We start from the raw sequence: 24,989 nt of genomic DNA, 5'->3' as shown, positions 1-24,989 counted from the left end.
TACTCGCTTAGCGAACGCCGTCGACAGCAACGCGGCGCTGTTTCAGGTCGGCGTGAATTTTTTCCAGCAACGGTTTGTCGATCCGGTAACGAAGCGCAACCGCGGCGAGCACGAGATGAAGAATGCCCGGAATGACCGTCGCAATAACCGTAATGCCGCCAATCGATGCGGGCGTCTGATTTGCAATACCGGCCTTGTAAGCCACAACTACAAGCACCGCGCTGATAATGCCCGCGCTGGCCGCCCACGCAAGTTTGATGAACAGCAGGTTGAACGCGAAGTTCATTCCCGACGAACGCACGCCCGTTTTCCAGTCACCGTAGTCGTCGGCGTAGGCCATCATCGCGAAGTGCAATGGCAACGTGAAGCCGAGTACCGTGCAATAGATCAGGATCAAACCGAGCCACAACGTCTGATAAGTTCCCGGCACCCAGTACAGCGCAATCGACAGCAAACCGAGGAACACATTGGTCAGCACATAAATGCGCGGCGTGTCGTAGTACTTGCTCAGCCGGTTGACGATCAACGTACCGAGAATCGCGGAAAACGTCGCGACGCCGAAGAACAGCGACGTATAGGCGGCATCGCCATGCAGCACATACGTAATGAAGTACATGTACCCGCCGCCCTTCGTGTTGAAGATCGTAATCAGCAGAAACGACATCGCCAGCATGACGATCAACTGGTCGTTGCGTTTCATGCTTTGCAACTGGTCGCGAATGGTGAGACCGCCAGTGCCGCGCAGCGGCACGCGCTCACGCACCGTCGCGAAACAGCACAGCAACATCGCGACCGCCACGCCTGCCGCGACCATGACGGCGAGCCGGTAGCCGAGTGCCTGATCCGCGCCGCCAAGACGCTTGACCAGATACGGTACGCCGGTCGATACCAGAAAGCCGGTCACGCCGCACAGTGCGAAGCGATAGGTCTGCGACGACATCACTTCTTTGTGGTCCGTCGTCATCGTGTTGATCAGCGCGCAGTACGGCACGTTCACTGCCGTATAGCACGCTGAAAGCAGAAGGTAAGTGACGAACGCGTACACCACCTTGTATTCGTATGAGAGAGCTGGTGTTGTGAAAGTCAGCACCGTGACGACGCCGATTGGAATCGCGCCCCACAGTTGCCATGGTCGGAAACGTCCCCATCGACTATGAGTACGATCGGCGAGTGCGCCCATGAATGGATCGGCCACTGCGTCGAATACGCGCAATACGATAAAAATCGTTCCGACGATGCCTGGCGCAAGCCCGAAGATGTCCGTATAGAAGAACGTCAGGAAGTTGCCGATCAACGCGGTGATGATCGTGCCGCCTGCATCGCCGAGACCGTAACCGGTCTTTTCTATCGCCGAGAGTGTCGTACCGGACCAGCCTGTCCGGTCGATGCTTCTATCCGTACCGCCTAACGCCGTGGTATCCGCCATTGTCGTCTCCGTACCTGTTGTATGACCGGTAAATCCTGTCGAACCCGACGACTGCAAGACGGGTTGACGGACAGGTTTTCCGGCCGGAAATTTATGTGTTCATGCTACCGGCGCCGCTATCGGCGACAAGCGACAAAACAATACACAGGGAGACAATTCCGACTATTATCGGAAGCCGCATGCAGGTCGTATTCATGCGGCAACAATCATTTCGCATTGGGGGAGCGGGCGTGCAAATCAAACTGGAAGTGGAAACAGGTTTGGCTATCAGAGCCCAGAATGGCGGCCTGTTCGTCGCGAAAAGCGAGAACTGGATTCACCCGGCACGCACGCTGGAATCGTTCGAACTGATCTTCGTCAAGCAGGGTGTATTGCGTTTGCATGAAGAAGACGAGCAGTTCGAAGTGCAACCAGGAGAAGCGCTGATTCTCTGGCCGCATCGACGTCATGGCGGCATCATGCCGTCGCCGCGAAATCTGAAATTCTACTGGGTACATTTCACGCTGAATACGCAGCTGTTTTCTGCGAATGGCGATACATTGCAGATACGTCAGCATGTGAATATCGCGCGGCCGGATCAGATGACCTCACTGTTCCGTCAATTGCTCAACGATCAGGAACTGTTCGGCGCAAAGTCCGCGACATTGGGGCCGATTGTGATGCTGATTCTCTGTGAGGCCGCCCGCTCGGGCGTCGCTGCGGGAGACGAAGCCCGCACCACCTCCTCGCTTGCTGCAGGCGCGCAGATCGTCATTCAGACGAAGTTCTCGTCGTCCATCACCGCGTCGAGTATTGCTGCGGAACTGCGGTGCAATCCCGATTATTTAGGGCGCGTGTTTCGCAGCGTGTTCAACAAGACAATGACGGAGGCGCTGCATGAGCGCCGCACACGACACGCCGCCGCTTTACTCGCCGAGTCAGGTACGGGTGTCGATGAAATTGCGCGTTTGTCGGGATTCGCCGATACCGCTTATTTCCGGCGAATCTTCAAACGCTTGCAAGGAATGACGCCGGGCGCATGGCGTGCGCTCCATACGCGCACGCATATCAACCATAGTTAGCGGCGCGTGTCTGGTTCGCCCAGCGCTGAACTCAAGACGAATGCAATGCCGGCCGCTAACCGGCCTGCGTTGTTCGCGTGAAGTAAAGAGCCCGGTCGAGTCAGCCATGTCACTGTCGGGCGACGGTTCCACGACTGACTCGGGTTGGCAGCGTGAATCAACGCTGTGCTGCGATGCTGCGAAACATCGTTGCGTCAGTGCGAATGGCGCGGCACAGCAGCACCACGACAACCCACCAGAAAGTCGAGGTCGCAACCTTCGTCGGCCTGCAAAACGTGGTCCACATAAAGGCGTTGATAGCCACCACCCTCAGGCGGTTGCGGCGGCACGTGATTCACCATCCGCCGTTCGAGTTCTGCGTCGCTGATATCCAGATGCAGCGTGCCCGCGTCGCAATCGAGTTCGATCCAGTCGCCGTCCTGCACCGCTGCGAGCGGACCGCCCGCAGCCGCTTCCGGCGTGACGTGCAACACGACCGTGCCGTATGCGGTGCCGCTCATGCGCGCGTCGGAAATGCGCACCATGTCCTTCACGCCCTCACGCAGCAGCTTCGGCGGCAAACCCATGTTGCCGACTTCGGCCATGCCGGGATAACCCTTCGGTCCGCAGTTCTTCAACACGAGCACGGAGTTCGCATCGACATCGAGTTCTTCGTCGACGATCTTTGCCTTGTAGTGCTCGAGGTTCTCGAACACCACCGCGCGCCCGCGATGCTTCAGCAATTCAGGCGTGGCCGCCGACGGCTTCAGCACCGCCCCACGCGGCGCGAGATTGCCGCGCAGCACGCGAATGCCGCCATCGGCGACGAGCGGATTGTCGAGTTGACGAATCACTTCGTCGTTCGTGTTCGGCGCTTCCTTCACGTTCTCCCACAACGACTTGCCGTTGACGGTCAGCGCGCCCGGGAACGGCAGCAAATCCGCTTCGCCGAGACGGCGCAGAACCGCCGGCAAACCGCCCGCGTAATAGAACTCTTCCATCAGGAAGCGGCCCGACGGCATCAGGTCGACGATAGTCGGCGTGTCGCGGCCGATGCGCACCCAGTCTTCCAGTTCGAGGTCGACGCCCATTCGCCCGGCAATCGCCTTCAGATGAATCACCGCATTGGTCGAGCCGCCAATCGCGGCATTCGTGCGGATCGCGTTCATGAATGCTTCGCGCGTCAGGATCTTCGACAGCGTGAGCCCTTCATGCGCCATCTCGACGATGCGAATGCCCGACATATGCGCGAGCACGTAGCGGCGCGAATCGACCGCGGGAATCGCCGCGTTATGCGGCAGCGACGTGCCGAGCGCTTCGGCCATGCACGCCATCGTCGACGCGGTGCCCATCGTGTTGCAGGTGCCCGCCGAGCGCGACATGCCCGCTTCCGCCGACAGGAACTGATGCAGATTGATCTCGCCCGCCTTCAGCGATTCGTGCAGTTGCCACACCGCTGTACCGGAGCCGATGTTCTTGCCGTCGAGCTTGCCGTTCAGCATCGGGCCGCCGGTGACGACAATCGCGGGCACATCGCAACTCGCCGCGCCCATCAGCAATGCAGGGGTGGTCTTGTCGCAGCCGGTCAGCAGCACGACCGCGTCGATCGGATTGCCGCGAATCGCTTCTTCCACGTCCATCGCCGCGAGATTGCGCGTGAGCATCGCGGTAGGACGCAGATTCGATTCGCCGTTGGAGAACACCGGAAACTCGACGGGGAATCCGCCTGCTTCATAAATGCCGCGCTTCACGTGCTCGGCGAGCTTGCGAAAGTGCGCGTTACACGGCGTGAGTTCCGACCAGGTATTGCAGATCCCGATGACCGGGCGGCCATCGAATTCGTGATCGGGAATGCCCTGGTTCTTCATCCAGCTTCGATACATGAAGCCGTTCTTGTCGGCGGTACCGAACCATTCCGTCGATCGCAATTTCCGCTTTTTTTCCGACATGCCTATTTCCTTGATGCACGCGCCGGGTCAAAACACCGGCCAGTTTGACCGAACCGGCGCGGCGCGACCGGCGGTACGACGAGTAAGCGGATAGCGACAGCGCGTTCCGTGCGGCGGCAGGCTGTACAAGGCTCTGAAACGCGAATCACGGGGCTGTCTCTTATTTTCTGGGAATGCTGAAGTGTACGGAGCGGGTTGATATCTTTCCAATCAGATTTTTGGCGATATCGATACCAATTCTGGTATTTAGCTCCGTTTCAGGCCGGGCGGGGCTTGCGCACCTGCAAGGCCGTCCCGGCGGGCTCGCAAGAGCCATTCCCAACCCATTGCCTAACAATTCATCAGTTACAGAAAAAAACATAAATGTAGATAAGAATCATTCTCATTCCTTGACGCTTACCGACGCTTGCCCTATTCTGCGTATCAATCTTCCAGCCAGCGTAGCAACGCAAGCCAACACCCAACGCATCGAAAGCAGTCCGTAATATTGCGCGACTCGTTGCGCGACTCGCAACTCATTCCGTGTGTACAACTCAACCGTCCTGAATTTCTATGTTTTGCACATAGATAGTTTGGATCACTAACGAGGAAACTATGAGCTGGGGCGACGAAAATACCGTGTATGACGTGGTGATGAATCACGAAGAGCAGTACTCGATCTGGCCGACCTACAAGAGTCTGCCCGCGGGCTGGCACACCGTCGGCAAGCAGGGCAGCAAAGCCGAATGCCTCGCGCATATCGACGAAGTGTGGGTGGACATGCGTCCGCTCAGCCTGCGTCAGGCGATGGACGCCCAGGCGCCACGCACCGCCGTTTCCCCTGCCGACATCACCGCGCAATAACACCCGTTCCATGCAGCCGATCACATTGTTTTGCCTGCCGTATGCAGGCGGGGCGGCGGCCGTCTATCGAAACTGGCCGCAGGCATCGCCGGACTGGCTGCACATCGCGCCGTTGCATCTGCCGGGGCGTGGCGTGCGTCACGATCAGGCATTGCTGCCGGAGTGGGCACCGCTAATCGACCGTCTCGCCGACGACGCAGAAGTTGCACTGCGTCAGCACTCTGGCCGTCCGTTCGCGCTGTTCGGGCATAGCCTCGGCGCGTTGCTGGCGCTCGAACTGACGCATGCGTTGCGTGAACGACTCGGTATCGAACCACGCTGGCTAGGCGTGTCCGGCTGCCCTGCGCCGTCGCATCACGAGGCTGAAATGGATTGGCTGACATGTCCCGAACAGGACGTGCTCGACGAGTTGACGGCGTTCGGCCAGACCGCGCCGGAATTGCTGGCAAACCGCGAATTCGTCGAACTGATCGTGCCGATCGTGCGCAACGACTTTCATCTGTATGGCACGTGGCGTGCGCCGCGCGCCGGCACGCGGCGTCCGCTCGATTGCGCGCTGCATGCGTTCGGCGGCAGTCGCGACGACGTCACGCAAGACCCTGCCACGCTCGATGCGTGGCGAAGCGAAAGTCGCGGCCGCTTCTCACGCTCGACTTTCGACGGCGGCCATTTCTTTATCGACAGCCATCGCGGCGAAGTGATCGACAGTCTTGCTGCTTCATTGCGCCAAACGTTGTCGCAGCAGACACCCGCCGAGATACAACCCATCGGCTGATGCGGCCGGGCTCGCGCGCACCGCGCCGGGCATCCATTACTGCATAACCTGCCCTATTCACTGGAGTCGCTTCCCATGAACCCGACCGCCTTACCTCCGTTGTTCGATTTCGCCGCGCAGTTACCGCAGCGCGAAACCTTCCGCTCGCTGCTGCGCGAATTCGCCGCGTGCGAGCCGTTTCGCAGCGCATCCGTCGACGAACTGGTGCTGGACGACGATTTCTATCGCCGCCCGCTGCGGCCCGAAGATTTCACTTTTCTGCAATATCAGAAGCCGGTGCGCGCTGACAACGTGAGCCGCCTGCCGTCGCTCGCGACCAACCGCACACTGCTGACGATCAACGAACTCGACATCTGCCGCGCGCCAGGTCTCGCGGCCGACCAGCAACAGCGGTTCAGCGCGTTTTATGTCGATAAACAGCGGATCATCGGCGCGCAGATTCGCCCTTACCTCGAAGCCTACGCATTCGATTATCTCGGCGACGAGGCGCAGCCCGGCGAATCGCGCGAAACGCTCAGCACGCGCCTGAGCACGACGATCGACGACGAAATGCAATTCTGGAACCTGCGTTTCGACAGATTGCTGGAGCGCGATTTTCTCGAAGAAGGTTTGCGCTTCATCGTGATTCAGCGTTGGGCGACGCTGCCGTCGCGCCGCACTGCACTCGCGCGCGCCGCCGGTTCCTGCTATTTCGACTGGCTCGATCCAGAGCTTCGCCCGAGCCTGTCGAGCAGGCTGCCGGACGACGCCACCTTCGCGCGCATCGCGGCGATGTGCGGCGTCACGCGTCAAACGCATTCGTACTGGCAGTTCTATCTGCCGACCACGCTCGCGCGCTGCAATCTGCTCTACGCGCTCGGCTCGCGGCCCGATCGTGCGTTCGCCCTCGCGGGCGCGGCGTTCGTCGCCGAGGCGGAGCATCTCGCGTTCGGCGGTGCGCTGCTCAAGGCCTGCGCGCACATCGCACCGGGCGCGGCCGCCGGTGCGAACATGAACGACTTGCGCGCGAATCTGCAAGCGCGTTTCGACCGCACCATCGACACCCTCGCCACCCAACACGGCGAAGCCGCGCTGCATCAATTCGCGCAAGGCGTGGCGGCGGCGCAATTGCTGGCGCAGCGCGCACGCTGGGATCTCGGCGAACAACTGGACTGGCTGTCGTCGATCGAAACGTACTGCGAGTACGCGCGGCGCATCTACGACAAGATCGAAATCGATTTCCCGGATATCGACCGCGATACGTTTATCGAGCCGCATGAACTCTGCTCGACCACGCACGTGCATAACGAGCACCGGCTGGTCGTGATCGAAAGCGGCGACATGCTGTTCTGGGGCAACCTCGGCATGAAGCTGCAGATGCATCCCGGCGACATGGTGCTGATCCCGGACGGCCGCCTGCACGGCTCCACCGTCGAATCCGATTCGTGCACGTATCACCAGCCGATCATCCCCGATGACTGGATCGCGGAACTCACCGCGCCGCCGGCCACGGCCGCTGCCGACGCCTCTCGGGCGAGCGCCGTCACGACCTGACGCGCGCCGCCCGCGCGTCACGGGTGCCGCCGCGTCGCGACGCACCCATTCACTCCCTTGCCCGAGGCGCGGTCCTCGGGCTTCTGCCCTACCGGATCAACCGTCCGGCTCGCACACGACGAGCCGGCGTTAGCACACGCACATCTGGAGCATCTGATGCAGCCTGAAAAGGAATCTGTTAGCCCGAATCTGGACGGCGACGCGATCGACGTATCCGACTGGCAATCCCGCATCATTCTCGGCCGCCAGGTCGGCGCGAACACGTTCAATCGCCCGTTGCCCGACTGGCTGCCCGCATCGTACGAGCGCCTGCGCGCCGACGTGATGGACCCGGGCTATCCATGTTTCTTCGGCACCCAGGCGGAGAAGCGCGGCGAGATGTTCTATTCGTGGATCGACGGCAAGGACATTTCTTCGCTGCCGGACACGATGGCCAGCTTCGCGGAACTCGCGCAGTTGCCGCAATACGAGAAGAACAACATCGCGATTTTCTTCGAGCCGGACGAGGAGCCGTTGGCGCACGCCGCGTATCACGATGCGTTCTGGCAAACGCTGCAGTATCTGCACGACCGCGATCCCGATCCGAAGGTGGGACAGCAACTCGATCCTTCGCACCCGGACTGGGAGTTTTCTTTCGCGGGACTGGAAACGTTCGTGGTGTGCGCGTGCCCGTCGTTCGGTACGCGTCACAGCCGCAACCTCGGGCCCGGCATGGTGCTGCTGTTCCAGCCGCGCGCCGTGTTCGTCGACAAGGTGACGAACCGCGCGATCAGCACGCAGGCGCGCTCCGAAGTGCGGCGCCGGCTGAACATCTGGGATGAAGTGCCGCCGCACGCGGACCTCGGTTATTTCGGCGACGCGGAAAACCGCGAGTGGAAGCAGTACTTCCTGCCCGACGACGAGACACCGAATTTCGGCGCGTGTCCGTTCCTGCGGCGCAATCCGGGCGCGATGAAGGAAGCGGTGGAAGCAGCGCAAGCCGCATCAGTTCCCAGAACACCGGTCACGCTGCTCGATGCGCTTGCCGTTCATCTCGCGCATCAACCCGACCAGATCGCGATTCGCTTCCTCGCCGATGGCGAACGCGACGAACGCACGCTCACCTATCGCGAACTCGACGCACGCGCGCGGCAACTCGCCGCCACACTGCTCACGCAGGCATCGCCCGGCGATCGCGCGATGCTGTTGCTGCCGTCGGGCCTCGACTATGCGGTCGCGTTCCTCGGCTGTCTGCATGCGGGCATCGCCGCCGTGCCGGTGTATCCGCCGGAGCCGACCCAGCCGCAACAATTCGAGCGCCTGCTGGCGATTCTCGGCGACGCGCAGCCACGTTTGCTGCTGACCGATCTCGCCCACGCTGGCGCCGTGAATGCGCTCGCTACCGAGCACAGCGAGGGCGTCCACGAAACGGCCGTGCCGATCACGTTACCGGTCGACGCAACGACGACCGACGACGCACTGGCCATCGCCCTGAATGCGCCCGTTTCAATCGACGGCTCGACCATCGCGTTCCTGCAATACACGTCCGGCTCGACCAGCACCGCGAAGGGCGTGATGGTCAGTCACGCGAACCTCGTCGCGAACGAACGCGCGATCAGCTCGGCGATGGCCTTCACGTCCGCCGACACGATGGTGAGCTGGCTGCCGCTGTTCCACGACATGGGCCTGATCGGCGGCCTGCTGGCGCCATTGTTCGGTGGGTTCCCGCTCGTGCTGCTGTCGCCGCAGCACTTTCTCGAAGCGCCCGCTCGCTGGCTGAAAGCGATTGCCAACTATCGCGGCACCGTCAGCGGCGGCCCGAATTTCGCGTACCAACTGTGTGCGGATCGCGTGCGCAGCGGGCAACTCGACGGCATCAAGCTCGATAGCTGGCGCGTCGCGTTCTGCGGCGCGGAGCCGATTCGCGCGGAAACGCTGATGCAATTCGCGGCCCAGTTCGGCATGCACGACTTCAATGCGAACGCGCTGTTCCCCTGCTACGGTCTCGCGGAAGCGACGCTGCTGGTCAGCGGCGCGGAGCCCGGCCACGGCATGAAGGTGCGCCATGTCGCGCCGCAAGCGCTCAGCGAGGGCGCGCTGAAGGCATCCGGTGACGGTGTGGCGCTGGTCAGTTGCGGCCGCGTGCCGGACGCGCACAGCGTGCTGATCGTAGACCCTGCTACGCAGGCTCAACTGGCCGATGAACAGATCGGTGAGATCTGGGTCAACGGGCCGAGCGTTGCCAACGGCTACTGGCGCAACGAGGAAGCCAGCGCCGAGACCTTCGTCACGAGCGATACAGACAACGCAGGCGCACAACACTGGCTGCGCACTGGCGATCTGGGTTGCGTCGTCGATGGCGAATTATTCGTCACCGGGCGCGTGAAGGACCTGATCATCGTTCGCGGACAAAACTACTATCCGCAGGATATCGAGGCGACGCTGACGCAGAAGGTCGACAAGGTTCGCAAAGGCCGGATCATCGCGTTCGCCGCGAACGAGCAAGGCGTCGAAGGAATCGGGATTGCCGCGGAGGTGTCGCGCGCGGTGGCGAAAGCCGATCCGGCCGAGCTGTTCGCGCAGATCAACCGCGCGGTCGCGCAAGCGCATGGCGAACCGGTCAGCGTGATTGTGCTGCTCGCTCCCGGCGATCTGCCGCGTACGTCGAGCGGCAAATTGCGCCGCAGCGCGTGCGCAACCGCGTGGCGCGACGGTGCGCTGCCGACTGTCGCGGTTTATCGGCGGGCCTCGGATACCAGCGGCAACGCATTGGCAAGAGCGCCGTATCGCGCGCCGCAATCGGCGGTCGAACAGGCGCTGGTCGAACAATGGGAGGCCGTTTTCGACCACGCACCGTTAGGCATCGACGACGACTTTTTCGACCTGGGCGGCGACTCGCTAAAAGCCGCGCGACTGGCGGCGAGAGTCGGCGAAACGTTCAGCGTGACCATGCCGCCGCGCATCGTATTCGAAGCGCGCACCGTAGCGTTGCAAGCTGAATGGGTGACCGCCATGCAGCACGCCGGAAGGGCTGTGATTGCGCCGCTCGTTGCCGAGCCTGCTGCAACTTCATCCACACTCGCATCGGCGCAACGAGACGGCACGCCTCACCCGCTCTCGCCCGCGCAGGAAGCGTTGTATTTCGAGTGGAAGCTCGACCCCGCCAGCACCGCGTATCACGTGTCGGGGGCGTTGCGGGCCCGCGGCCCGCTCGATGTCGCGCGGCTTCACCAGGCACTCGCCGAGGTCTGCGCAAGCCATGACGCGCTGCGCGTGCGTTTCGACGAACGCGACGGCGTGCCCTATCAGCAGGCCATTGACGCACCGCGCTTCGACTGGCACGTCACCGACGTTTCATCGTTCGATGCCGCGAGCCGTGAAGCGCATCTGCAGGACCAACTGATCGCGATTGCGCACGCGCCGTTCGATCTCCACCACGGCGCGCTGCTACGCGCAACACTGGTGCGCGTAGCAGCGGACGAACACGTTTTGCAACTGACGATGCATCACATCGTCGCGGATGCGTGGTCGTTCGCGCTCATCATCGAATCGCTGTTCCAGCGCTATGAAAACCGCGTCGTGTCCGGCGATGCACAACCCTGCGCTTATTTCACGTCCGTCGAACACGAACGCCGCGCGCTGAGTGCCGCACGGATCGACGAACAACTCACATACTGGCGCGCACAACTCGGCAGCCAGCACACGGACATCATGCTGTCGGGCGCAAGGCGCGATGCGCCGCGCGACAGCGCTGGCGCACGCGTCACGCGACGCCTGCCCGCCGACCTCGTCGCGCGCATCGGCACGCTGGCGCGCAGCCACGGCCTCACGCTGCCGATGACGCTGATGGCCGCGTTCGCCGCCCTCCTTTACCGCTACGGCGGACAAACCGATATCCGCATCGGCGTGCCGTTGAACAACCGGCGCGATGCGTCGGCGGAACGCGCGATCGGCTACTTCGTCAACACGGTCGTGGTGCGGGTCGCGCTCGCGGGCGCGCTGCCGTTCGCGTCGCTGTTGCGCACTACGCGCGACGCGCTGCTCGACGCGCAGGCCCATCAGGACGTGCCATTTCATCGCGTGGTTGCGGCGTTGCAGCCGCAGCGCGACAACGGGCGCACGCCCCTGTTTCAGGTTGCATTCAACTTCGATCAGGTGGACTGGAAGCAGGTACTGCGCTCCAGCACGCTGCAACTGCAGCGCGTCGAACATGGCGCCGAAGCGACGCCGTTCGATCTCGCGCTGAATCTCTCTCGCGATGACGACGGCGTTCAACTCGCGTTCGAGTACCCGGTCGAGTTATTCGATGGCGACACCGTCGAGCAATTCGCCGATGCATATCTCGCCATCGTTGCGCAGGCGGCTGAAGACGCGTCGTCGAATGTGCGGGATTTTGTGTTGCAGCCTTCGACCAGCGCGGCGGCCGTGTTGCAGATGCAGCCGAAGCGCGCGACGCAACAGGCAGCGCAAACTTCTCTCACCGCACAGTTCACGCGCACGGCGAACATCCATCCCGACCGGATCGCACTCGAATGCGACGCGCAACAACTGAGCTACGGCGAGCTTGACCGCTGGTCCGACCGCATCGCGCAGCGTTTATTGGACGCGGGCGTACGCGGCGACGAATGCGTCGGACTATGCGTCGAACGCTCGCCGGGCATGATCGCCGCGCTGCTTGGCATCTGGAAGGCGGGTGCCGCGTTCGTGCCGCTCGATCCGGTCTATCCGGCCGAACGTCTGCGCTACATGCTCGACGATGCGTGTGTGCGTGTCGTGGTCAGCGACACGGTCAACCTCGAAACGCTTGCCGACGTGTTCGACGCGCGCACGTCGCTCGACATCCAGCTCGACATCCATCAAGCGACGGCCACCATCACACAAAGCCCACAAAGCACGCAACGCCACGTCACAACGCCGCATCCCGACCAACTCGCGTACACGATCTACACGTCTGGCTCGACCGGTCTTCCGAAGGGTGTGGCGGTCAGCCACCGCGCGCTCGCGTTGCATCTCGCCGACTTCATCGACAACTACGCGATCACCGAACACGATTGCCAGTTGCAGTCGTCCACGATCAATTTCGACGTGGCGTTGCACGAAATGCTGCCCGCGTTGCTGATGGGCGGCCGCGTCGTCATGCGCGGCCCGCAGGCGTGGGACCTCGCGACACTCAGCCAGCGGCTGATCAATTCGCGCGTCACCTTCGCGCGGATGCCGACCGCCTACTGGCAGCAATGGCTGCAATCGCCGCCCGCGCGCGCAAGCCTCGCCGCGCTGCGCCAGATCACGGTCGGCGGCGAGGCGCTGCCCGGCGACGCGCTCGCCCGCTGGAACAGCGGCCCGTTACGCGCGATCCACGTCGACAATCTGTATGGCCCGACCGAAACCACAGTCGCCTGCCTGCATCGCCGGACCAGCGCCGACGATGCGCAACAGCCCATCGTGCAGATCGGCACGCCGTTCCCTTCGCGGACCGCGCAAGTGGTGGACGTCGACGGCAACGCGGTGCCCGTGGGCGGCATCGGCGAACTGTGCATTGGCGGAGATACGCTGGCGCGCGGCTATGTCGGACAGGCGGCGCTGACCGCCGAGCGATTCGTCCCCGACCCGGACGGCTCGCCCGGCGCGCGCTGCTATCGCAGTGGCGATCTGTGCCGCCGCCGCGCTGACGGCGGCTTCGACTTTCTGGGACGGATAGACCGGCAGATCAAACTGCGCGGCTTCCGGATCGAACCGGGCGAGATCGAAGCGATGCTGCGGCAATGCGACGGCGTGCGCGACGCCGCCGTCGAAGCGCGCAGCAAGGACGGGCATCTGCGTCTGGTCGGCTATGTGGCCGGTGCGGCGTCGCTCGATCTGCGGGCGCTGCGCGACACGCTCGAAGCGCGTCTGCCCTCCCATATGGTGCCCGCCGTGCTGATGCAACTCGACACGTTGCCGCTGATGCTGAACGGCAAGATCGACCGCGCCGCATTGCCGGAGCCGGTGGAATCGGCGAAACACGCTGAAGCGTCTGTGCGCGAACCGCGTAATCGTCACGAAGCGGACCTGCTCGACATCTGGCGCGCGGTTTTGGGGACGCAGGCAATCGGCGTCGACGATAACTTTTTTGCTGTGGGCGGCGATTCGATTCTAAGTCTGCAAGTGGTGTCACGAGCCGCACAGCGCGGCATGCATTTCACGCTGAAGCAGTTTTACGCGCAGCCGGTGATTTCGCGGCTTGCGCAGTTACCGTTCACGATTACGGCTGGCGACGCCGATCAGGCAATGCCATCCGAACGGCACGAACCGTTGCCGCTCACGCCGATTCAGACATGGTTCTTCGAGCGCTTTCCCGAGGGCGAATCGCATTGGAACCAGACCGTCGCGTTGCGTGTGCAAGGCGAATTCGATCCCGCTTTGCTCAAGCAGGCGCTGCATGCGGTCGTTGCCGCGCACGACGCGTTGCGTCTGAAGTTCGTCCGCTCGCCTGGCGGCTGGTGGCAACAGGTGCAGCCGCGTGAGTCGATGCCCTCCGCGACCACGTTTCTCGAGGTCGTCGACTTCGACGGAACAGCCGATTCGCCGCAGTGGCCCGAGCGTCTGTTGGCGATCGGCACGTCGTTGCAGCAGAGCCTTGATATCGAAACGGGCAAGCTGCTGAACGCGACTTATGTCCGCTTGCAAAACGAAGGGCGGTTGCTGCTGACCATCCATCACCTCGCGGTCGATGGCATGTCGTGGCGCGTTCTGCTCGAATCGTTCCAGCTTGCGTATGAGCAACTTGCGCAACAGCAGGCGGTTGAGTTGCCCGGCGGCTTGCCGTGGAGCGCATGGGTGCAACATCAGCAGGACGCAGCGGATGAGACATCGCTCGAAGCAGAATTCGATGCGTGGCACGCGTTGCTCGCCGGATCGTACTCGCACGAAAACGCCGCGCACGCCGACCTTGAAGCCGCCCAGATCGTGCAAGGTTCGAGCACGGCAAAAGCATCGGCGCGCGAAGAAAGGCCGACCGTCGGCACCAGCCAGACTCAGACGTTGAAGCTCTCAGCCGACCTGACCGGCAAGCTGCTGCGCGACGCGCCCGCCGCCGCACGCGCCACCACCGAAACACTGTTGCTCGCCGCGCTCACTTCATCGCTGAACCGATGGAGCGGAGCTCGCGGCGCATTGCTGTCGCTCGAAGGCCACGGGCGCGACGCGGAACGCGACCTCAACGGCACCGCCAATGGCGCACAGGCCGCGCTCGACACGAGCCGGACAGTCGGCTGGTTCACTACCCGCTATCCGGCATGGTTCGATCTGCGCGGCGGCGATCCACTGGTCGCGGCCACCCGCACGTTGCGCGCCATCCCGTTGCGCGGCGCTCACTGGCATCGCGTGCGCGAGCGGTTCGCGAACTCGCTGCCGGCCCCGCAAATCAGCTTCAACTATCTCGGCCGATTCGATCAGAGCCTGCCGCAAACCGGTTCGCTCGCCGGACGTCTTTCGTTCGCGCTCGACGACAATCTGGGCGCGGCCGTCGCCGCTCACACGCCGCTCGATTACGCGCTCGACATCAACGCGTGGATTTCCAACGGCCGGTTAACGGCCACGTTGCGCTACGACCCGGCGCACATCTCGTCCGGTGTCGCGGAGTCGCTTGCAAGCGGTTTCGAAACGCAACTCGCCGCGCTCATCGACCGATGTATTTCAGGCGATATGCCGCTCGACGCCAGCGATTTTCCGCTCGCGCAACTCGACCAGCCTGCGCTCGATGCGCTGAACCTGGAGCGCGCCAATGTTCAGGATTTGTACCCAGCAACGCCGTTGCAAAAAGGCCTGCTGTTCCATGCATTGATGGACGGCGGCCACGGCCTTTACGTCAACCAGCTTCGGCTCACGCTGGAGGGTCCGCTAGACCATGCTGCGCTGGCCGCGGCATGGCGCAACGCCGTCGCGCGTCACGACATCCTGCGCACGTCGTTCGTCGTGCCGCCGGCAGCCGATCCGTTGCAACTCGTGCAACGGCGCGTCGAGTTGCCGTTCGTCGAATACGACTGGTCCGCGCTCGAGCCCGCTGATTACGAGCGTGACCTGCAGGCCTGGTGCGATGCCGACCGTCGCCAGGGCTTCGACCCCGCGCGCGCACCGCTGTTGCGCTTTGCGCTGTTCACGCGGGCCGACGGGCAGCACGATCTGGTCCGCACCCTCCATCACGCGTTGCTGGACGGCTGGAGCAGCGCGCAACTGCTCGGTGAAATCGCCGACGATTACGTCGCGCGAGTCGCCGGAGAAACGCCGCCGCAACCGGAGGCGATTCAGTATCGCCGCTATGTCGAGTGGCTGTCGGCGCAAACGCCGCCGCGCGACTGGTGGCTCACGCAACTGGAGCGCCACCCGGAACCGGCGACCTTGTTGCAACACGAGGCGCGCGCCGCGCAGGAACATGGCGCCGCGCTGACCCACACCCAGCATCTCGGCGAACCGCTCGTGAACCGGCTGCGCGACGCCGCGCAACGTCATCGCGTGACGGTGAATACGCTCGTGCAGGCGGCGTGGGCGCTCGTATTGGCGCGGCGCGGCAATCGCCGTCACGTCGCGTTCGGCACGACCGTCGCGGGTCGCCCTGCGCAACTCGACGGCGCGCAACGGATGGTCGGCCTCTTCATCAACAGCCTGCCCGCGTGGATCGAAGTGCCGGCCGCGCAACGCGTGTCGGCGTGGCTGTCGTCGGTACACGCCGCGCAGGGCGAGCGCCATCAGGCCGAACACACGTCGCTGGCCGATCTGCAACAGTGGACCGGCAAGAGCGGCGACGCGCTGTTCGACAGCCTGCTCGTGTTCGAAAACTATCCCGTCGATGCCGCGTTGCGCGGCCGTTTCGGCCGCGTCGGCGTGAGCCACGTCGAGTCGGTCGAGCGCACGCACTATCCGCTGACCCTGCTGGTGTCGAACGATGCGCAAGGCCGTGTCGTCTGGCTCGCGGACGGCGCGCGCGTCGCGCAGCCGCTGCTGCTGCAACTCGCCGCCGCCTGGCGCGACGTGCTCGCCGCGTTGTCCGCCGCCGACGCCGATGACCAGGCAGTCGGCAACCTGATGCCCAATCGCGACGCTGCGGCTGCCGAGGCGTCGCACGAAGTCTTGCGGCGCGTCGCCGGTCATCGCTTCGTGCCGATCGGCGCGCGCCTCGCTGCGCAGGCCGCGCGCAAACCGGCGGCGCATGCGCTCGGCTGCGAAGGCAAGACGCTCAGCTACGCCGCGCTCGATGCATGGTCGAACCGGATCGGACGCCGCCTCAAGGCGCTCGGCGCGCGCGCGGAACAACGCATCGGCCTGTGCGTCGAGCGTTCCGTCGAGATGGTCGCGGGGCTGTACGGCATCGCCAAAACCGGCGCGGCGTATGTGCCGCTCGACCCGCATCATCCGCCGCAACGGCTGCAACGCATTCTCGACGACGCCGGTGTCGATCTGATCGTCACCGACGACGCCAGCGCCGCCCGGCTTGCAGCCTGCTTCGCGGGCCGCACGCTGGTGCGCGTGAACGATGTGCACGGCGAAGCGGCGCACGGCTGGAGTCAGCCGATCGACCCGCAACAGGCCGCTTACGTGATCTACACGTCCGGCTCGACCGGCGAGCCGAAGGGCGTATGCGTCACACACGCGAGCCTCGACCGCCTGCTCGCGAGCGTCGCCGCGCGCATCGATTTCAGCGATACGGACGTGTGGCTCAGCGTGACGACGTTGTCGTTCGACATCGCCGGACTGGAGTTGCACCTGCCGCTCACGCGCGGCGCGCGAGTCGAACTGGCATCGCGCGAAACGGTACTCGACGGCGCGCGTCTGCTGCGGCTCATCGGACAGAGCGGCGCCACCGTCATGCAGGCAACGCCCGCCGGTTGGCGCATGCTGCTCGACAGCGAAACGCGCGCGGGCGTCGCGTTGAGCGGTCCGTTGCAGGCGTTGTGCGGCGGCGAAGCATTGCCGGCCGATCTGGCCTCGGCGCTGCTCGAACGCGGTGTGACGCTGTCCAATATGTACGGCCCGACCGAGACGACGATCTGGTCGAGCATGGCCACCGTCGCCGCCGATCAACCCGTCACGCTCGGCGTTGCGTTGCATGACACCACGTTGCGCGTACTCGATCAGGACGGCCTGCCGACAGCGGCGGGAGCGGTCGGCGAGTTGTGCATCGGCGGGGACAATCTGGCGCGCGGCTATCACGGACGCGCGTCGCTGACCGCGGCGAGCTTCGTGCCCGATCCGTTCGGCGCACCGGGTTCGCGGCTGTACCGCACGGGCGACCTGAGCCGCAAACGAGCCGACGGTGGCCTCGACTATCTCGGCCGTCTCGATCAGCAACTGAAGCTGCGCGGTCACCGGATCGAACCGGCGGAAATTGAAACGGCGTTGCGTGCATTGGACGGCGTGCGCGATGCGGCCGTGGTTCTGCGACACGACGATGGCGCGGCGAGACTCGTCGCCTATCTGGTCAGCGACACTGCACTGGACGATGGTCACACGCCATGGCGCAGCGCATTGGCCGAGCGTTTGCCGGCCGCGCTGATTCCGTCCGCGTGGGTGGTGCTGGATGCGTTGCCGCTGACGCCGAGCGGCAAGATCGATCGACGCAACCTGCCCGCGCCCGCCGTGGATACCGCTGCGACTGCGATCGTCGCACCGCGTAATGAACTCGAAGCGCAATTGCTCGCTATCTGGCGCACGCTGCTGCCCTCGGCAACGCTAGGCGTCACGACCGATTTCTTTGCGGCGGGTGGCGATTCGATCGTTAGTCTCAGGATGGTGGGTGCGGCGCTCGAAGCGGGTTTCGACCTCACGCCGAGACAGGTTTTTCAGAACCCGACCGTCGAGCAATTGGCGCGGGTGGCGCAACTTGCAGCACCGGAAACGAATTCGCGCACAGCGGCAGCAGCCGACATCGCAATCGACGTCACATTGGCAGACTCGCTGCAACTGAGCGCCGCCGAACGCGCCGGATTGCAAGACCTGTGCGTCGCGACGCCGCTTCAGCAAGGGCTGCTGTCGCTGGCTCAGCGCTCGACTCGCGATCCGTACTATCTGCAACGCGTGTTCGAATTGAAGGGACCATTCTCGCCGGATGCGTTCGCTGCGGCATGGCGAGCGGTGGTCGCGCGACATCCGGCGCTGCGCACCGATTTCCGTTGGGACGGACTCGACACGCCGTTGCAACTGGTGCGCCAGCACGTCGAGATAGAAATACGGTCGCTCGACTGGAGTCATCTGACTGACGGCGAGGCTCGCGATGCGCTCGCGTCGCAATGGCGCGACGCGCAGTCGCAAGGTTTCGATTTCGCGGATGCCGCACATGCGCAGTTGTTGCTGATCGAGCGTCATGCGGGCTGCCGCTGGTTCGTGTGGCGCTTTCATCATGCGCAACTCGATGGGTGGAGTATTGGACTGGTGTTGCGCGACGTGTTGCAGGCGTATGACCGGGCTTTATCTGGGACCACGGCGGAGATCGACGTTACGGCGCCCCCCGCACCGGCATTTGCCCACTACGTACGTTGGCTCGAACAGAAAAGCGGTGCCGCAAACAACGACGACACGGCGCAGAAATGGCGCGACTTACTCACCGACTGGTCGCGTACACCGTTGCCGCTGGCGGCTGCTGAACATGCAACTTCGGCCTTGCCAGAACACGCACAAACCAGCGAACAGATTGAACACACGGTACGTCTGCCCCGCGCGCTGACCGCGCAAGCCGACCGCTTCGCCCGCGCTTGCGGCGTCACGTTGAACACGCTGCTTCAGGGCGCGTGGGCGTGGCTGCTGTCGCGTCACGCGAACCGGCGTGACGTATCGTTCGGCGTCACCGTATCGGGACGCGGCGACGGCTGGCCGAATGCCGGCGAGACCGTGGGCCTGTTCATCAACACGCTGCCTTTGACGGTCCAGTTGCCGCCTTCGGCAAGCGTTCGCACATGGCTCAATGCGCTGCAAACGCGCAATCTCGCGTTACAGGAACTCGCGCAGACGCCGCTTGCGCAATTGCAACGCGAGATCACGGGTGCCGCGAACGAGCCGCTATTCGACAGCATTTTCGTGTTCGAAAACTATCCGCTCGATGCCGCGTTGCGTGCACCATTGGTGCAGGGTCTCGCGATCGAGCGACTTGCGACCGGTATCGAAGGACACTCGCATGACGGCCGCAATCACTTCCCGTTGAGCCTGATCGCGGTGCCGGGCGACGAGTTGATCCTGACGCTCGCCGCGCAATCGGCTCGCTTCGACAGCACAACCGTGCAGCGTCTGCTCGCGCAATTGCAGCAGACGCTCGGCGAGTTCATTGTCGATCCAGAACGCGCGCTGGGTGTGCTTCATGTGCGCGGCGAAGCGCATCCTGCCATGTCATTCGACAACGACGGGTTCGCGCCGTCGGCATGGAACGGCGGCATGCTAGCTCGCATTGCGCAACACGCACGCAGCCAGCCAACGGCAATTGCGTTGCACGACGAAAGCGGCACACTCGATTGGGCGACGCTGTGGCAGCGATCCGGCTCATTGGCCGCTCGTTTGGTCGCGTCGGGCGTGCGGATCGAAACCGTGGTGGCTGTCGTGCTGCCACGTCGCGCGGACCTGATCGTGGCAATGCTCGCGATCTGGCGCGCGGGCGGTGTCTATTTGCCGCTCGATCCGTTGGCACCCGCCGAACGCCTGCACTGGCAGATTCGCGATGCCCAGGCACAGTGTGTAATCGCAGATAACAAAGCCGATCACGCATGGCGTCCCGACGATATTGCACTGGTCGAGCCGTCGGACATGTGGGAAACCGCGTCTGCATCCGCCGGACACGACGTGTCGGCCACCGCGCACGCCGACCTCGCCGCGTACCTGATCTACACGTCCGGTTCGACCGGCACGCCCAAAGGCGTGCTCGTCTCGCATCGCTCGCTCGCCGCTTACACCGAGGCGTTGCTCGCGCGTTTGCCCGGCGGCATCCGCAGCGCCGTCTATCTGTCGACACCGGCCGCCGATCTCGGCCACTCGACGCTGATGGCCGCGCTGTATTCGGGCTGGACCCTGCAGCTAATCGACGAACAACGCGCGTTCGACGCCGACCGCTACGCCGACTGGTGCCGCGCGAATCCCGCCGATCTGCTGAAAATCGCGCCGAGCCACCTCGAAGGTTTGCTCAACGCCGCAGACCCCGCTTCGGTGATTCCACGCAAGGCGTTGCTACTCGGCGGCGAAACAAGCGCTGTTGCGCTGCTCGAACGCGTCGGCCAGTTGCATGCCGGTTGCGCAATCATCGGCCACTACGGACCGACCGAATCGACGGTCGGCGTGATGACCTCGGAGCGCGATGCCTCAGGGCGTCTGCCGCTCGGCCATGCGCTCGATCACGCGCGCGTTTATCTGCTCGACCCGGACGGTCATCCGGCGCTGGATGGCGCGCGCGGAGAGCTTCACGTCGGCGGCGTCGCGCTGGCGCGCGGCTATCGGGGGCGAGCGATGCTCACCGCCGATCGCTTCGCGCCCGATCCGTTTGTCGCGGGCGCGCGCGTTTATCGCACCGGCGACCAGGCGCGGAGGCGCGACGACGGTCAACTCGAATTCCTCGGACGCGTCGACGATCAGTTAAAAATCCGCGGCTATCGCGTCGAGCCCGCCGAAGTGGCAACGCAATTGCGCGCGCTGCCCGGCGTGCGGGATGCGGTGGTGATTGGCCGTGCGGACAAGCATCAGCGGGTGCGTCTGCTCGGTTATGTCGTAGGGCAAGATCTCGATGCAACGCAATTGCGCGATGCGCTCGCCGCACGCCTGCCCGCTGCGCTCGTGCCCGCATCGATTGAAATACTCGATGTATTGCCGCTGACGCGCAATGGCAAGATCGACCGCGCCGCGCTGCCCGAGCCTCGGGAATTTGCGTGCGCCGATAGCGGCGTCGCGCCAGAAACCCCGCTGCAACATGCGCTGCTAGCCGTATGGCGCGATGTGTTGCGTCAACCGGCGCTCGGTATCGACGACAACTTCTTCGCGGCCGGCGGCGATTCGATCAACGCGTTCCAGGTCGTCGCGCAGGCACGTCGCGCGGGGCTGGTGTTTTCGTCGCGCGATCTGTTTGCGCGGCCTAGTGTGCGGGCGCTTTGCGCCGTCGTGCAGACCGGCGCTGCAAATCAAAGCAATGGCAACGAATCTGCGACCGCCGCCGTGCAGCCGCTCGATGCGCAGGCGCTCGCCGCGCTCGGTTTCGATCCGCAGCGTGTTTACGATGCGTATCCGGCAACGCCGATGCAGCAGGGGCTGCTGTTTCACAGCATCGCGCAGCAGAGCGGCGATGGCGGCATGTACATTACGCAGCGCAGACTGACGTTGACCGGCACACTCGATATCGAACGTTTGCGCGCGGTGTGGCAACACGCTGTCGAACGGCACGACATTTTGCGTACGCGTTTCGAATGGCGCGACGATGCAGCGTGGCAGGTCGTCGAACGACACGTCGAGTTGCCTTTCGGCGTGCACGAATCACGCGATGAAACGCTCGCCGCGTACGAAACGCGGTTTGTCACGTGGATGCGCGACGACCTCGCGCGCGGCTTCGATCCGGCTCGCGCGCCGCTGACGCGACTCGATCTGTTCGCGCGGCCCGATGGCGCGCACGACCTGGTCTGGACGACCCATCACGCGCTGCTCGATGGATGGAGCGCCGCGCGCCTGCTGGCGGAAACGGGCGACGCGTATCGGGCTGTCGATTCGGACCGCACGGCGCGCCACTCCGCCACGCCGTATCGCGCCTACATCGAATGGCTCGCGGCACAAACCGATGCACGCGAGTGGTGGTGCGCAGCGGCGGCGGCGTGTGACGATCCGGCGTTGCTGACCACCTCGGTTGCCGCACCGCGCGTGGCTGTCGATGGCGCTTATCGCACGGAATTCGCGCTGGACGCCGCGCTCGACGCGCGTCTGCATGCGGCTGCCGGCAGCTTCGGCGTCACGCTCAATACGCTGATGCAGAGCGCGTGGGCGTTGCTGCTCGCGCGGCTCGGCAATCGCGAACAGGTGGCGTTCGGCACGACCGTGTCCGGCCGTCCCGAATCGCTCGATGGTGCGGACGAGATGCTCGGGCTGTTCATCAACAGCTTGCCGGTCTGGGCGACGCTGCCAGGCGCCGAAGATGTGGGCGGCTGGCTGCGGCGGATGCAGGCGCAGTCGGCGGAGATGCGTCGTCATGAACACACGCCGCTTGCGCACTTGCAACGCTGGGTGGGACGCAGCGGCGACGCGCTGTTCGACAGCCTGTTCGTGTTCGAGAACTACCCGCTCGATGCCGCGCTGGATGCGCTTTCTGTCTCCGGTGAGCGTGACGGAAGCGGCGGCTTGCGGGTCAGCGCGGTGCAGTCGGTGGGCCGCACGCACTATCCACTGACGTTGATGGTGGTGCCGCAACCGACGCTCACGCTCGAATGGGAATGGGACGGGTTGCGGCTCGATCGCCCGGAGGTCGAGTTGCTGTCGCGCGGGTATGTCGAGTTGCTTGAGCAGTTGGTGCAATGCGCTGACGGTGAGTCGCGTGAGTTGCGGAGTTTGACGTTGAGTGCGCCGAAGCGTGATGCGGTGCCGCTTGACGGGCATGCGTTTGTGCCGGTGGTGCAGCGCGTTGCGGAGATGGCCTCTTCGAGGCCGGATGTGATTGCGGTTCGTGGCGAGGGTATCTCGCTGACTTATCGCGAACTGATGACGTGGGCGTCGGCAATCGCCGAACGTCTCGCGCGCGATGGCGTTGAACCCGATAGCTGCGTCGCCGTGTGCATCGCGCGCGGACCTTCGCTCCTCGCGGCGATGCTCGGCGTGTGGATGGCCGGTGCCGCTTATCTGCCCGTCGATCCCGCTTATCCGGCTGACCGTATCGCCGCCATGCTCGACGATGCCGAAGTGCTGCATGTGCTTGCCGATACACACTCTTCAGAACATGCATTCGCTGCGCGCAATGTGGTCGATGTTCGCGCGTTGCACGCCGGACTGGCGGCAGGGACGTATGAGAGCAACGGTCGGACGGAATTCCACGCGCCGCCCGCGCTTGCCACCATTCACCCGGATCAGCTTGCCTACGTCATCTACACATCCGGCTCGACGGGCAAGCCCAAAGGCGTCGGCGTTACGCATGGCGCACTCGACCGCCTCGTTGCCAGCATCGAGCTAAGCCCCGGCCTGCGCGACGACGACCTCTGGCTCAGCGAATCCGCGCCTGTCTTCGATATCTCGCTGCTCGAATTCTGTCTGCCGCTAGTGCGCGGCGTGCCGCTTGAAATGGTCTCCTCGCAGACCGCGCGCGACGGTTTCGCACTGGCCGCGCGGCTCGAAGCCAGTCAGGCCACCGTGTTCCAGGCCACGCCCAGCGGCTGGCGCATGCTGCTCGAGGCGGGCTGGCGCGATGATCGGTCTGCGGTGCATCGTCCGTTGCTGGGGTTGAGTGGGGGTGAGCCGTTGCATCCCGACCTCGCCGCCGCGCTGATCGCGCGGGGCGTGTCGTTGTGGAACCTGTATGGCCCGACCGAAACCACGATCTATTCGTCGGGCGCACAGGTGTTTGCCGATCAGCCGATTACGCACGGCGATCCGCTTCCCGAAACCGTGTTGCGCGTGATCGACCAGCACGGCCTTGCTGTGCCTGATGGCGGCCTCGGTGAACTGTGTATCGGCGGCAGCAATCTGGCGCGTGGGTATCTGCGTCGGCCGGGTTTGACCGCTGAGCGCTTCGTGCCCGATCCCGATGGCGCGCCGGGGGCGCGTCTGTACCGCACGGGCGACCTTTGCAGGCTCGATGAAAACGGCCGTCCGCAACCGCTCGGCCGACTCGACCAGCAGATCAAACTGCGCGGCTTCCGCATCGAGCCGGGCGAGATCGAAGCCGCCCTTTGCGCGTGCGAAGGCGTGAAGAACGCCGCCGTCGCCATCAAGGGCGAAGGTTCACGTCAGCGTCTGATCGGCTACGTGACCGGCACGGCACAAGGCGCTACGCTGCGCGCGCAACTGTCGCGCACGCTGCCCGCTCACATGCTGCCGTCGACCATCGTCACGCTCGATGCATTACCGCTGACACCCAGCGGCAAGCTCGACCGCCGCGCGCTTCCCGAACCGGCATGGGAAAACGACGACAACTCGCAGGCAGTCGCCCCGCGCTCGCCACGCGAAGCCGCGTTGCTGGACATCTGGCAAACCGTCCTCGGCCACCCTGTCCACAGCGTCGACGTTAATTTCTTCGAAGCGGGCGGCGATTCGATCAGCGGCGTGCGCGTGGCCGCGCGCATCAACCAGATGGTCCCGCGCAACGTGCCGCTCGCCGCGCTGTTCCAGCATCCGACGATCCGCACGCTCGCCGATTACCTCGACGCCGAAACCGCACGCGTCGACGCGATGCAGGCCGACGCCGCCACCCTAAGCCAGTTGCTGGCGGACCTTGAATAAAGCCATGGCCAACCGACCCGATTCCGACCCTGACG

At 64.2% G+C, this 24,989-nt stretch carries 7 protein-coding genes; 5 read left to right on the top strand and 2 right to left on the bottom strand.

Annotated elements, in window-relative coordinates:
* Positions 1 to 7: 7 nt before the first annotated feature.
* Positions 8 to 1,426, bottom strand: coding sequence for an MFS transporter (locus BLS41_RS18155; RefSeq protein WP_074767259.1), 1,419 nt, complete (start codon positions 1,424 to 1,426; stop codon positions 8 to 10).
* A 260-nt stretch (positions 1,427 to 1,686) separates the two neighbouring features.
* Between BLS41_RS18155 and BLS41_RS18150 the strand changes: the two genes are divergently transcribed.
* Positions 1,687 to 2,487 carry an AraC family transcriptional regulator gene (locus tag BLS41_RS18150; RefSeq protein ID WP_253189703.1) on the top strand — a complete coding sequence of 267 codons (801 nt, stop codon included), beginning with the start codon at positions 1,687 to 1,689 and terminating at the stop codon, positions 2,485 to 2,487.
* A 194-nt stretch (positions 2,488 to 2,681) separates the two neighbouring features.
* On the opposite strand, the gene BLS41_RS18145 is transcribed toward BLS41_RS18150, so the two are convergent.
* Positions 2,682 to 4,415 (bottom strand): IlvD/Edd family dehydratase, encoded by a 1,734-nt coding sequence (locus BLS41_RS18145; RefSeq protein ID WP_074767257.1) that lies wholly within the window; start codon positions 4,413 to 4,415, stop codon positions 2,682 to 2,684.
* A gap of 594 nt (positions 4,416 to 5,009) precedes the next feature.
* Between BLS41_RS18145 and BLS41_RS18140 the strand changes: the two genes are divergently transcribed.
* The 4 genes from BLS41_RS18140 to BLS41_RS18125 all read left to right on the top strand — a co-directional run bounded on the left by BLS41_RS18140 (position 5,010) and on the right by BLS41_RS18125 (position 24,954).
* Positions 5,010 to 5,258: an MbtH family protein gene (locus tag BLS41_RS18140; RefSeq protein ID WP_074767254.1), complete on the top strand. Its 249-nt coding sequence runs from the start codon at positions 5,010 to 5,012 to the stop codon at positions 5,256 to 5,258.
* A gap of 10 nt (positions 5,259 to 5,268) precedes the next feature.
* A complete protein-coding gene (locus tag BLS41_RS18135) occupies positions 5,269 to 6,033 on the top strand; it encodes a thioesterase II family protein (protein WP_074767251.1) in 765 nt (254 codons plus the stop codon).
* Positions 6,034 to 6,108: 75 nt separating this feature from the next.
* On the top strand, positions 6,109 to 7,566 hold the full coding sequence (locus BLS41_RS18130) for a cupin domain-containing protein (RefSeq protein ID WP_074767248.1): 1,458 nt from the start codon (positions 6,109 to 6,111) through the stop codon (positions 7,564 to 7,566).
* Positions 7,567 to 7,722: 156 nt separating this feature from the next.
* Positions 7,723 to 24,954, top strand: coding sequence for a non-ribosomal peptide synthetase (locus tag BLS41_RS18125; protein WP_074767245.1), 17,232 nt, complete (start codon positions 7,723 to 7,725; stop codon positions 24,952 to 24,954).
* Positions 24,955 to 24,989: the final 35 nt, after the last annotated feature.

It is taken from the genome of Paraburkholderia fungorum, assembly GCF_900099835.1.
Classification (GTDB): Bacteria; Pseudomonadota; Gammaproteobacteria; order Burkholderiales; family Burkholderiaceae; genus Paraburkholderia; species Paraburkholderia fungorum_A.
Note: the sequence above shows the minus strand (reverse complement) of the source record. Positions and strands in the feature narration are given on the sequence as shown.

Bases quoted from the DNA above. Each gene is read 5' to 3' on its own strand.
- BLS41_RS18135 (WP_074767251.1), top strand. From the start codon at position 5,269: ATGCAGCCGATCACATTGTTTTGCCTGCCGTATGCAGGCGGGGCGGCG.
- BLS41_RS18130 (WP_074767248.1), top strand. From the start codon at position 6,109: ATGAACCCGACCGCCTTACCTCCGTTGTTCGATTTCGCCGCGCAGTTA.
- BLS41_RS18145 (WP_074767257.1), bottom strand. From the start codon at position 4,415: ATGTCGGAAAAAAAGCGGAAATTGCGATCGACGGAATGGTTCGGTACC.
- BLS41_RS18155 (WP_074767259.1), bottom strand. From the start codon at position 1,426: ATGGCGGATACCACGGCGTTAGGCGGTACGGATAGAAGCATCGACCGG.
- BLS41_RS18125 (WP_074767245.1), top strand. From the start codon at position 7,723: ATGCAGCCTGAAAAGGAATCTGTTAGCCCGAATCTGGACGGCGACGCG.
- BLS41_RS18140 (WP_074767254.1), top strand. From the start codon at position 5,010: ATGAGCTGGGGCGACGAAAATACCGTGTATGACGTGGTGATGAATCAC.